The 13,117-nt window shown below is 28.4% G+C and carries 13 protein-coding genes; all 13 read right to left on the bottom strand.

Features of this window, described 5'->3' with window-relative positions; genetic code table 11:
• The 13 genes from SFBM_RS01080 to SFBM_RS01020 all read right to left on the bottom strand — a co-directional run bounded on the left by SFBM_RS01080 (position 1) and on the right by SFBM_RS01020 (position 12,663).
• Positions 1–780 carry a shikimate kinase gene (locus tag SFBM_RS01080; RefSeq protein ID WP_005807357.1) on the bottom strand — a complete coding sequence of 260 codons (780 nt, stop codon included), beginning with the start codon at positions 778–780 and terminating at the stop codon, positions 1–3.
• Positions 781–789: 9 nt separating this feature from the next.
• Positions 790–1,221, bottom strand: coding sequence for a type II 3-dehydroquinate dehydratase (gene aroQ, locus SFBM_RS01075; protein ID WP_005807360.1), 432 nt, complete (start codon positions 1,219–1,221; stop codon positions 790–792).
• Positions 1,222–2,058 (bottom strand): shikimate dehydrogenase family protein, encoded by an 837-nt coding sequence (locus SFBM_RS01070; protein WP_005807361.1) that lies wholly within the window; start codon positions 2,056–2,058, stop codon positions 1,222–1,224.
• 226 nt (positions 2,059–2,284) lie between these two features.
• Positions 2,285–3,580, bottom strand: coding sequence for a phosphopyruvate hydratase (gene eno, locus SFBM_RS01065; protein WP_005807364.1), 1,296 nt, complete (start codon positions 3,578–3,580; stop codon positions 2,285–2,287).
• Positions 3,581–3,602: 22 nt separating this feature from the next.
• Positions 3,603–5,135, bottom strand: coding sequence for a 2,3-bisphosphoglycerate-independent phosphoglycerate mutase (gene gpmI, locus SFBM_RS01060; protein WP_005807365.1), 1,533 nt, complete (start codon positions 5,133–5,135; stop codon positions 3,603–3,605).
• A gap of 12 nt (positions 5,136–5,147) precedes the next feature.
• Complete coding sequence (gene tpiA / locus SFBM_RS01055) at positions 5,148–5,894, bottom strand: triose-phosphate isomerase (RefSeq protein ID WP_014017818.1); 747 nt, start codon at positions 5,892–5,894, stop codon at positions 5,148–5,150.
• An 18-nt stretch (positions 5,895–5,912) separates the two neighbouring features.
• Entirely contained in the window at positions 5,913–7,106 is a 1,194-nt protein-coding gene (locus SFBM_RS01050; RefSeq protein WP_005807369.1) for a phosphoglycerate kinase, read from the bottom strand.
• Between the two features lie 72 nt (positions 7,107–7,178).
• Complete coding sequence (gene gap / locus SFBM_RS01045; RefSeq protein ID WP_005807370.1) at positions 7,179–8,186, bottom strand: type I glyceraldehyde-3-phosphate dehydrogenase; 1,008 nt, start codon at positions 8,184–8,186, stop codon at positions 7,179–7,181.
• 245 nt (positions 8,187–8,431) lie between these two features.
• Positions 8,432–9,274 carry a hypothetical protein gene (locus SFBM_RS01040; RefSeq protein ID WP_005807372.1) on the bottom strand — a complete coding sequence of 281 codons (843 nt, stop codon included), beginning with the start codon at positions 9,272–9,274 and terminating at the stop codon, positions 8,432–8,434.
• Positions 9,275–9,559: 285 nt separating this feature from the next.
• On the bottom strand, positions 9,560–9,685 hold the full coding sequence (locus tag SFBM_RS08280; RefSeq protein WP_369727692.1) for a hypothetical protein: 126 nt from the start codon (positions 9,683–9,685) through the stop codon (positions 9,560–9,562).
• A 726-nt stretch (positions 9,686–10,411) separates the two neighbouring features.
• Complete coding sequence (locus SFBM_RS01030; protein ID WP_007440715.1) at positions 10,412–10,693, bottom strand: ABC transporter permease subunit; 282 nt, start codon at positions 10,691–10,693, stop codon at positions 10,412–10,414.
• Complete coding sequence (locus SFBM_RS01025) at positions 10,636–10,968, bottom strand: ABC transporter permease (protein ID WP_242821633.1); 333 nt, start codon at positions 10,966–10,968, stop codon at positions 10,636–10,638. Before SFBM_RS01025 ends, SFBM_RS01030 begins: the two co-directional genes overlap by 58 nt.
• A 1,458-nt stretch (positions 10,969–12,426) precedes the next feature.
• Positions 12,427–12,663 carry a BMP family ABC transporter substrate-binding protein gene (locus SFBM_RS01020; protein ID WP_005807376.1) on the bottom strand — a complete coding sequence of 79 codons (237 nt, stop codon included), beginning with the start codon at positions 12,661–12,663 and terminating at the stop codon, positions 12,427–12,429.
• Positions 12,664–13,117: the final 454 nt, after the last annotated feature.

Here is a 13,117-nt window from a genome sequence, read left to right as displayed (position 1 = left end):
CTACATTATTCTAGATATATAATGGATTATTTTATCTGTAGACATATCGTCTATATTTATCTCATAATCCTTAACTTTATTATAAATTTCATGCCTAGATTTTATAAACTTTTGTATATAATTTATATTTAAATTTTGCTTAAGAAGAGGCCTATCCTTAGTACTCCTATTTAAGTTATACAATATATTTTCTGCAGAGGACCTTAGGTAAATTAATTTTCCAGATGACTTCAAATATTTAACATTTGATTTATTAAGCACGCTTCCTCCACCTGTTGAAATCACCCCACGAAATCCATTAGCAACATTTCTAATTACATCACTCTCAATTTTTCTAAAATATTCCTCGCCAAGAGATGAAAATATCTCTCCTACTTTCATCATCAATCTTTTTTCAACCTGATAATCCGTATCCAAAAATTTAACGCCTAACTTCCTTGAAAGTATCCTTCCAAGTGTAGTCTTACCACAACCCATAAATCCAATAAGCACAATATTCTTCTTATAAATTTTCCTATACTGTATATCACGACTAACTTCCATTATTATATTTATAATCTTTTCAAATTCTTCTTCGTGATATTTTTTAAAATATGTATGGTTCATATTTTTCAAAAAATCATTCTTGATATCCTCTTCTCTCTTCCTATCAAGAATTGGTTTTCCATTCTTTTCTTTGTAATTAGAAACCTTAAGAACCCAATTATATCTCTGCTCAAGTATCTTCAAAATCTTATAATCACAATTAACAATTTTGCTCCTGTAAACTTCTAAATCCATTCCAAACCTCTAAAATATTTCTCTTAAAGCATAAAGTGCCAAAACATATGAATGCTTACCAAAACCACAGATTTGACCTAAACATGCCTCGGATATAACACTCCTTTTTCTAAAATCCTCCCTTGAAAATATATTAGATAAATGAACCTCTATAAATATCTTATCTACAGATAATATAGCATCATATATAGCATAACTATAATGAGTAAATGCACCTGCATTTATCACAAAACCATCATAATTTTCAAATTCATTATAAATTTTATTTATAATTTCTCCCTCGTGATTACTCTGGTAAAAATCAACAGAAATAGAAATCTTCTCTCCCTCTAACTTTATATAATCATTTATCTCATCTAAGGTTTCATTCCCATAAATATAATTTTGACGCCTACCCAAAAAATTTAAATTAGGCCCATTTATAACAAGTACTTTTTTCAATTAATCCTCCGAAAAAATCTTTGTAAATTCATTATATATATTAGAAACATCCTCTTGATCTATAGTACAATCTCTCCAAATTTCTTGGGACTTTATCGCTTGATAAAAAACCATATCGCGACCATCAATAAGCATTAGATTATTATTCAAAAATTTGCTCAAAAAATCTGTAAGCTTTCTAACACTATAATTCACATCATAAACAAAACTTAAAACATCTAAATTACCCAAATTTAAATTACTCATTATACTTGTCGTATTTACCAACCCAAAATATGTACCTTGTACTTTATCCAATACATCAATATCAATTTCATATCCACCGTGCATATCATGTATTAACTTTTTGAGAACATTTAACTTTTCAGTATTTCTAGCACGCACATATACATTCGCTCCCAAATCAATTAAAGAGCTTATAACTATTCTAGAAGTAGCTCCGCTTCCCAAAACCAATACATCCTTACCACTAACTTTGTCTTTGTAATCTTCGAATCCTTTTAAAAAACCATAAGCATCGGTGTTGTATCCTATAGTTTTACCATTTAAAACCTTAACAGTATTAACACACCCTATTTTCTTAGAAAAATCATCTAACTCATCTAAATACTTTATTATGTTAATCTTGTGAGGAGAAGTTACATTAAATCCTTGAAAATTACTCTTCAACAAACTAAAATTATACACTAGTCCATCAGAAGTAATTTTAAGCTTAGAATACATTTTATATGTTTCATCAAAATAATTAAAAATAGTTCTATGTATAAACGGAGAAATGCTCTGATATACCGGATCTCCTATAACAGAATATTGTTCATAATTAATCATAAAACTCATTATATTCTCCCTATAAAAGTACTACCATACTTCTTTACAAGTATTTTTATATCCAAAAAAATAATATCACAAATAATGATTAAAATAAATAACATTTAAATTTTAATTAACTTTTCCATTAGTATATATAAAAATTATAACTATTTGTATATGTTTTTATTCAATATATAAATCCTGTAAAAATCCTCCAAAAATAAAAATGTGGGGTCTCAAAACCCCACTTATATTATTTCTTTAAATTATAGAAAGCATTTACTCCTCTATACTCTCCCATAGATCCAAGTTCTTCTTCAATTCTCAATAATTGATTATATTTAGCAACTCTCTCACTTCTTGCTGGAGCTCCAGTTTTTATTTGTCCTGCATTTACTGCAACAACTAAATCAGCTATAGTCGTATCTTCAGTTTCTCCAGATCTATGAGAAACAACTGCAGTATATCCAGCCCTTTGAGCCATTTCAATAGAATTTAACGTTTCAGTCAAAGTACCTATTTGATTAACTTTTATAAGTATTGAATTACCCACACCTTTATTTATTCCCATACTTAATCTTTTAACATTAGTAACAAATAAGTCATCTCCAACAAGCTGAACTCTATCTCCTAATTTCTTAGTTAATATACTCCATCCTTCCCAATCATTTTCAGCCATACCATCTTCAATAGAAATAATTGGATATTTAGTAGCTAGATCAACATAAAAATCTGCCATTTCAGAAGGACTTAATATTCTTCCCTCTCCTGCCAAATTATAATTTCCATCTTCGAAAAATTCTGATGAAGCTGGATCTAAAGCAATAAATATCTGCTCACCTGGCTTATATCCAGCATTTTGTGTAGCTTCTAATATTATTTGTATCGCCTCTTCATTTGATTTTAGATCTGGTGCAAATCCACCTTCATCTCCAACAGCTGTCGATAAACCTTTATCATGTAATAATTTCTTTAGAGAATGATATATTTCAGAACACATTTGCAATGCCTCAGAGAATGATCCTGCCCCAACTGGCATTATCATAAACTCTTGTAAATCTACATTATTATCAGCATGTTTTCCTCCATTTATTATGTTCATCATAGGTACTGGTAAAACTTTAGAATTACATCCACCGATATATTGATATAAAGACAATCCCAAAAAGTTAGCTGCAGCTTGAGCACAAGCAAGAGATACACCAAGCGTTGCATTGGCTCCTAAATTTCCTTTATTATCACTTCCATCAAGTTCTATCATAGTTGTATCTATCTTAACTTGATCAAATATATTTAATCCTTCCAAAGCTTGAGCTATAACTGTATTCACGTTATTTACAGCATTTAAAACACTCTTACCTACATAATTACTCTTATCTCCATCTCTTAACTCAACAGCCTCGTACTCACCAGTAGATGCTCCTGATGGTACCGCAGCTCTTCCTACTGTCCCATCTTCAAGAGTAACCTCAACTTCCACAGTAGGAAAAGCTCTTGAATCAAGTATTTGTCTAGCATGAACATTAACAATCTCCACATAATTTTTCATTAACACTTACCTCCATAATTTCCTATTTTTTTATGATTAAATTTTCCCCAGTAATTTCTGATGGAATATCTAATTCCATCACACTCAAAATAGTTGGTGCTATATCTGCAAGTTTACCACTTTCTTTCATTCTTATACTTTCATAGTCTCTTGTAACACATATAAAAGGAACTTTATTACAAGTATGAGCAGTCATAGGTCCACCTTTCTCATCAATCATACATTCAGCATTTCCATGATCAGCTGTAATAAACAATGTATATCCTAAACTTAAAGCCTTATCAGATATTCTTCCAACAGCTAGATCAACAGCCTCAATAGCCTTAACAGCAGCATCAAAATTACCTGTATGACCAACCATATCCGGATTTGCTATGTTACAAACTATAAAATCATACTTCATAGATTCTATTTTTTCAATCAATGTATCTGTCAATTCAGGCAAACTCATCTCCGGCTGTAAATCATAAGTTTTAACATTTGGGGAAGGTATTAAAATTCTATCTTCCCCATTATACGATTGTTCAAGACCTCCATTAAAGAAAAATGTAACATGAGCATATTTTTCAGTCTCTGCAATCCTTAACTGTTTCTTATTTTGACTGCTTAAATACTCTCCTAATGTATTAGAATAAGTTTCAGGTTTAAATGCTACCAATACATCCTTTAATTTCTTATCATACATTGTCATACATAAAAATGTAATATCTAAATATTCGACATCAAAATCCTTAAATCCTTTATCAGTTATAGCATAAGTCAGTTCTCTAGCTCTATCTGGTCTAAAATTAAAAAACACACAAGAATCTTTATTTCTAATATTACCATTTCTTTCTACTAAAGTTGGAGGAACAAATTCATCCGTTATACCATCCTTATAATAATCTTTTAAAATATCAACAGGATTTTTAGAGATTTTATCTTCTCCAATTCCACGAACTATAGCATCATACGCCTTTTGGACTCTATCCCATCTCTTATCTCTATCCATTGCATAATACCTTCCAGAAATAGTTGAGATTATTCCATATGATATTTCATCAATATAATTCATAATATCCTGAACATAAGTATATCCAGAGGTTGGAGAAACATCTCTTCCATCAGTAAACAAATGTATATATGTTTGCTTAACATTCTTTTCCTTAGCAAGTTTAAGAACTGCTTTTAAATGTTCAATATGAGAATGCACCCCTCCATCTGAAGCAAGTCCCATAATATGAAGATTACTACAATTTTTTATACAATTATCCATAGTTTTTATTAAATCTTCATTTTCGAAAAATTCACTATCATTTATTGATTTTGTTATTCTTGTCAGTTCCTGATATACTATTCTTCCTGTACCTATATTTAAATGACCAACTTCAGAATTACCCATTTGACCATCAGGTAAACCTACATTCATACCACTTGCATATAAATTAGCATTTGGATAAACACTAGTAATTCTATCTATATTATTTGTTTTAGCTCTAGCTATGGAGTTACCATTTGAATCTGGTGATATCCCAAATCCATCTAAAATTAATAAAATACACGCATTTCTATCCACAATGAGCTCCCCCTAAAAATTAACAATCCTTTCAAAATCTTCAACAACTATAGAAGCTCCACCAACCAAAGCACCATCTATATTTTCCATAGACATTTGCTCTTTTATAGTATTGGGTTTAACTGATCCACCATATAACATAACTATATTCTCAGACACTTCTTTATTATAAATACCACTAATAACTTTTCTTATAAAAGAAATTATATTATCAGCATCAGAACTTGTTGCTGTCTTGCCAGTTCCAATAGCCCATATTGGTTCATATGCAATTACAACTTTTTTTGCATCTTCCTCAGATATATTAAAAAAGGCTTTTTCTATTTGACGAGTCAATACTTTCTCCATGTTATTACTTTCTTTTTCTTCCAAACTCTCTCCAACACATAAAACTGGGTTAAATTTATGTTTTAAGCACATATGGATCTTTTTATTAACTGTCTCATCTGTTTCTCCAAAGTACATCCTTCTCTCACTATGACCTATTATAATATAAGAAACTCCTAAATTCTTAAGCATATTTGGGGAAATTTCACCAGTAAATGCTCCTTTTTCCTCAAAATGTACATTTTGAGCACCTAATTTTACATTTGAACCCTTAAGTATATTTGAAGATAAAGCAAGAGAAGTAAATGGAGGACACACAACAACTTCAGTTTTAGCATTCTTAACTTTAGGTAACAAACTATTTAAAAATTCTTCAGTTTCCTCAATTGTAAAATGCATTTTCCAGTTTCCCATTATTATATTCTTTCTCACCAAAATACACCTACTTTATTATTTATTATTCAAAACATCAATTCCAGGTAAAACTTTACCTTCTAACAATTCGAGAGAAGCTCCTCCACCCGTAGATATATGGGTCATTTTATCTCCAAAACCTAAAATATTAACAGCTGCTGCTGAATCTCCCCCACCTATTATTGTTACAGCACCAGATTCTGCCATAGCTTTAGCAACCTCTATTGTTCCTTGATTAAAATTAGAAAATTCAAAAACTCCCATAGGTCCATTCCAAATTATTGTTTTTGCACTTCTTAAAGCATCTCCAAATAATTTACTTGTCTTATTTCCAATATCTAATCCCATAAATCCATCATCTATATTCTCATCGCTAGTAATTTTTCTGATCGCATCATTTGAAAACTTATCTCCTGTAACATGATCCACTGGAAGTAACAATGTAACGCCTTTTATTTTAGCTTTCTCTATCATATCTTTCGCATACTCTAACTTATCTTCTTCAACTAAACTTATCCCAATTGAATAACCCTGAGCTTTCAAAAAGGTATAAGCCATACCACCGCCTATTATTAAAGTATCAACTTTATCTAATAAATTATTTATAACATTTATCTTATCTGAAACTTTAGCTCCACCAAGAACAGCAACAAAAGGTCTTTCAGGATTTTCAATCATTCCTCCCAAAAATTCCAATTCCCTTTGTATTAAATATCCACAAACAGCTGTATCTACAAACTTAGTAACCCCAACTGTTGAACAATGAGCTCTATGAGCAGTACCAAAAGCATCATTAACATAAACATCACAAATAGATGCTAAATCCTTCGAAAAACTATCTTCACATTTACCTTCTTCACATCTAAATCTTGTGTTCTCAAGAAGTGATATGTCACCATTATTCATCTTATCTATTTCACTTCTTATGTTATCATCAATTACCAAATCACTCTGGAGAAACTTTACATCAACACCTAAAAGTTCTGAAAGTCTCAAAGCAACAATCTTTAAACTCATAGATGGATCAGGGCCTTTTGCCTTCCCTAAATGTGAACAAAGTATAACCTTCCCACCATTCTTATGAGCATATATAATAGTATCAAGCGCTCCTAATAATCTATTTTCATCAGTTATTTTACCGTTTACTATAGGAACATTAAAATCACATCTAATCAAAACTTTTTTACCAGTTAACTGAATATCCTCTATACTCTTTTTATTAAATGTCATATATCTTACCCCTTAAATTCCAATTATCAATAAAGGTTGATCTTAAATAAAACCAACCTTTAAATACATTCCTTATAAACTTTTAGCAACCATCTGTGCTAAATCTGCCAATCTATTTGAGTATCCCCATTCATTATCATACCAAGAAACAACTTTAACCATATTGCCTTCTATTACCATCGTACACAAAGCATCAATTATAGAACTTCTCTTATCTTGTCTATAATCCATAGATACAAGAGGAGCTTCCTCATATCCTAAAATTCCTTTTAAAATAGTCTCTGATGCTTTTTTAAATGACGCATTAACCTCTTCAACAGTCACTTCTTTTGAAAGTTCTGCAACTAAATCAGTACAAGAAACTGTTGGAGTTGGAACTCTCAATGCAAATCCATTCAACTTACCTTTAAGTTCTGGTAATACTAAAGCAACAGCTTTTGCAGCTCCTGTAGTTGTAGGTATCATAGACTCAGCAGCAGCTCTAGCTCTTCTTAAATCATTATGAGGTGCATCTAATATTTTTTGATCATTTGTGTAAGAGTGCACTGTTGTCATAAGACCCTTAACTATACCAAAATTTTCATGAAGAACTTTAGCAAATGGAGCTAAACAATTTGTTGTACAAGAAGCATTTGATATCACATTATGCTTTGAAGGATCATATTTATCATTATTAACTCCCATAACTATAGTTATATCCTCATTCTTAGCTGGAGCAGAAATTAAAACTTTTTTAACACTTCCATTTATATGTGCCTTAGCTTTTTCTCCATCAGTAAAGAATCCTGTGGACTCAATTACTATTTCACATCCAACACTAGACCAAGGAATATTTGATGGCTCTCTTTCTGCAAATATTTTTATTTCATTGCCATTTACAATAATTGAATCTTCTTTAGCTTCAACTGTACCTTCAAATTTTCCAAAAAGTGAATCATATTTTAACAAATGTGCTAAAGTTTTAGCATTAGTCAAATCATTTATAGCAACAACCTGTAGTTCGCTTCCATAGTTTTCGAGTAAAGCCTTAAATACATTTCTTCCTATTCTTCCAAAACCATTAATCCCTATTTTAACCATTAGAATTCCTCCTAAATTTCTAATAAATATACTAATATCTTTAACTGAATGGTTAAAAATATTCTTTGTTATTTAATTAACATATTAAAAATATCGAAATCAATGATATTTTTAAATAAATTTATAACATAAATTATAAAACATAAAATTAATTTTTTAAATAATTATTTTTAATAACTAATAATTTTTTATATACAAACAAAAAATAGGGTCTTAGAACATAGATTCTAAAACCCTATTATAATCTAATTAATATTATTTAAATATTTATTAAATATATTAACTACTTCTTCAGGCAAATTAGTCAGATTAAATTTTATACTTTCATCGTGTATTCCAATTGAGTAAGTTGCAATTTTTCCACTTTCAAGTATATTTATAAAACTCCCATAATCATATAAAATACTTACTAAATTTTCAGAAATATTATCCATATTTAAATCAAATAAAAACTTATCATCAACAATAATATCTTCTTTAGATAAATTAAATACAATATCACTTTCACTGTTGATAATCTCCTGTATTTCCTCCTTATTATCTAGTGTTATACATTTAACATTTTCTAAACTCGATAATGAATCATATGCTCTTAGATTAACTTCCCTAACACCAGTAATGAATGCATCAATAATCTCTCTATGATCAACATAATCTTCTGAATAAAGTATAAATATACTGTTTCTTCTTGTCACCAATCCACTTATTATACCTAGCAAATAACTTACAGGTTTTTGATCTATCAATAAGTTATTTATATCCATATTAAACTTATTATTTATATAAATAACTTTATCTATTTTATCTGAAATGTCTACATTTGAAAATTTTTCAGATACAATAAATATATTTTTATTATTCTTTTGTTCATTTGATAATTTATTGAAATATTCTATAAATTCTTCATCATTAGGTATATTCAAAACTTTAAAATTATCCAACAGTTTTTCCATATTATACTTAAAATTTTCTTCAGCAAGAGTCTCAAATTCATCACTATGAATATAAATAACATCATATCCATTAGCACTACAAGAGCTCATAATTAAAAATATTGCTATAAAAATAAATACATATAATTTTCTCATAAATTAGTCCCTTCTATCAATTATAAAATCATCTTTTACCCTTTTCATAAAATTCTCCTAAAGATAATGGAAAATTACTATTCCTTTGCGAAAAATATAAGCGCAACCATGGTCAATATATATGGTAACATATAATATATCTCTGTAGATACATTAACCCAATTTTTTTATAATAAAGAAAAAATCACACATGCATAAAAGTTATATATGATTTCCAATTACCAAATATCATAGCAACCAAGGCTATATATCCTCTTCAATTAACTATACCAACTCTAATCAAATTTATATTAGCAATATAGAATGTTGCCATGCCAAAACTCCCGATAATACCACACATACAAATCTAACTTCATAAACATTTATTCCTAAGGTATCTATAACTTTTGTATGTTCACCAAGCGCCCTTATCCCTATACTAATCTTATATAAAATGAACCGTAATAATACAATAACTACAAGTGCACCTATTACAAACTAATTTAATTTAGACAATAATTTTAATACAATATGTATATTCTCAAACATTTCTTTAGAATACAGTACCACTTTAACTGTATCTGTTTGACCCCGAGATCCAAATAACTTGTTATAGATGTTGCAAATAAATTTATACCAATCCCTGATAAATTTTGATTCACTCTTAAAAATATGCTCAATATTCCATGTATAACTGCTGTAATACCCACAAACAAATAATGCATTAAAATTATTACAATAGAACTTCCTAATATATAGGTTCCCCAAACTCCAAAAAGCTCACATCACCATCATTCCTTCTATTCATATATTTACAACTTTATATTTTCAGAAAAAACTGCTCCTATAGATGCAAATATTAGTGGAGTTGCAAATCTAAGCATTGTAACCATGATAAATATAAAGTCTAAAAATATGTATTTCCTACTATTTTACACCTCTTTTCTTAAACCTATTATAATATATTTAAATAAATACTTACCTTATATAAACAAGATTATAACTGCTTGCGCAAAAAAAACAATATCTTTAGGTATTATATTAAACTGCAATTCTAAGGCAGATGCATTCAATGCACCTAACAATAAAGATATTAAAACTATCGCTATAGGATTTTCCTAGCAACTAAAGTTACAGCTATACCACCAAAACCATAATTTAAAAAATTAAAAAGTTTAGATACTCTATACTGAATCCCAAGAACAAATATATCCTTACCAATCCAGCTACAAGTCCAGATATTACCATGGAAATTATTATAAATTTTTTAATATTAATTCCACCATATCCGAATATATATTTATTATATCCAACACTTCTGAGTTCATATCCAACACGTGTATTATTTATAAAAAAATATACAATTACAACAAGTACAATGCCTATAACAAATCTATAATTAGCTCTAAATGATTCATCACTAATAAATCTAAGTAACATCCCGGTTCTTTTAAGAAAGTACTTATATATAAATTCAAAACATTCATAGCTATAAAATTCATCATTATAATATTAACAACCTCATTTAAATTTAACTTTACTTTTAAATACGCCAGTATAAAGATCCAGCTATCATTATTCCCTAAAATAATTAAACTCAAATATATAAACATAGGTATAACTAGTACTACTTTAATTATTACATCACCCAAAATGTCCATAATAAATTGTCCTTCAACGACTATATTAAATAAATTTGTTTTAAATGCATCCAAATGATCAAATCCAGTAAATATGTAGGTTGTTGTATACACTAGAGTTTCAGATAAACTAAATAAGCTACTAAAACTACCATCCTAAAAAGATTTTAAAAGTAATGTAAGTGATTCAATAAATCCGCTTTGTTGTGAAGCACATTACAAAAAATAACTATAAATAATAAAGAAAAAATAATAGACTTGAGTATATTATTAACCTTATAATTTTCATTCATTAACCACACTTCCTGTCATTAATATCCCATTCTTATCCACTTTTTTCATATCAAAAATTCTAAGAATACTTCCACTATATATAACTCCTATCCTATTAGATAAATTTAATATTTAATAAAGCTATAATAAATAACCTTACCATTATTTCTTTTCTCTATAAGTATTTTGTAACTATATTCAATAGAGCCTACATTAAGTTCTCTAGTTAGTTACACTACATCATAAATTTAGAATTTTTATAAATTTCTCTACATATTATGAATTTTTGTTGATTACCTCCGAATAAAATTATGACCTTCACCCTATCACTTATCGTTCTCACGTCAAATTAATCTATAATTCTTTTTGCATGATCTCTTATTTTCCCATAATCAATAAAAATCTCTTTTAAAAATTTACTTAAGTGTTACATTTCTAGAATTGAATTTTTATATAAAGAATGTTGAAGTACTAATCTCACATTATGCCTATTATCCGGTATACTTACTAAATTATTATTATGACCTTCTTTGGTGATAAATTTTTAATACTTTCTTCATCAAATAATATCTCATCCCCACAACATTTTCTTATACTAGTTAAAAGTTCTACAAATTCACTTTGTCAATTACTATCAACTCCAATAATCCCAAATATTTCTCCAAACTTAACATCTAAATTTAAATCTTTAATCACATCTATACTCCTATTATCTTTTACCATTAAACTTCGAATACTTAATACATCTTCAAGTTACCTTGGTTTTTAAATATATACATTGAGATCAACTGGTATTTCTACCACAAGATTTGCAAGTTCTTCTATGAGATATATCTTTGGTATTTAAGGTATCGATAAGCTCTCCCTTCCTTATAATTGTTACTCTATCACTCATACTCATAACCTCTTTTAATAATAAAAGCTACTTTTATAAAAAAACTATTCTCTTCTTATAAAAGTAGCTTTAAATCACTCAGGATTACATATTAAAATTTTTAAGTTCTTCAATAATTTTAAGTACAACTATCCCTCCATTTTTTATCTTATTACTACACTCTTCAACTTTATCTAATATTTCTTGATTAACTTTTCTATTTTTATTCTCAACTAAAGATATGGCCCCATCCTTTAATCCTAATCCAACATTAGTACCAACAAATCCATTTTCTAAAGTTTGTTTTACAACATCATATACAGTAATATCTAAATTTTAATCATTAAAGTAAGTATTACATCTTCATATTCGGAAAATGTAAGTGTCTAATTTTGATCTAAACCAATACAATAATTTCCAGTTTCTTTTAAATCTCTAAATATACCTATACCCATATCTCCAACAACATAATATAGCATATCAACACCATCACCAAAAATAAACTTACTTATTTCATAACCTCTAGATATATTTAAAAATGTAGCTGCATACCTAAATTCTCTTACTTCCGTATTAACATTTTTAACTCTATCAACAAATCCAACTTCAAATTTTTTAATCAACGGAGAATCAATTCCTCAAATGAAACCAACTTTATTAGTCTTTGTAGCCATATAAGCTAAAAACGATCCTTATTATCCTTTAAAATTAATATTGTAAACTTTGTTATATTCCAATACATCATCTATCATGACATAATTAACTTAAATATTCCTTTTAGATACATCGATAATAGCTTCCTTTAACTTATATCCAACATCTATAATCAAATCATTATTTTTTGATAATATCCAAATATAAGATATGAAATCTGTATCTTGTTTAGGTTTAAACGCCTAAAGGTCAATTCTAAAATATTCCTTAAGCATTTGCCAGTCCCTTATAAGTTATACCATTAAAATATTTATCACTAATAGATCTTTCATCAGTAATCATACCAGCTTCTAATTCTATTCCCTCAACTACTCATACAGAATTTAGATTGTTATTAAGTGTACTTTCTTAAGTGGGTACAAT

It is taken from the genome of Candidatus Arthromitus sp. SFB-mouse-Japan (assembly GCF_000270205.1).
In the GTDB taxonomy this organism is placed as follows: domain Bacteria; phylum Bacillota; class Clostridia; order Clostridiales; family Clostridiaceae; genus Dwaynesavagella.
This window is presented reverse-complemented; position numbering and strand designations above follow the sequence as displayed.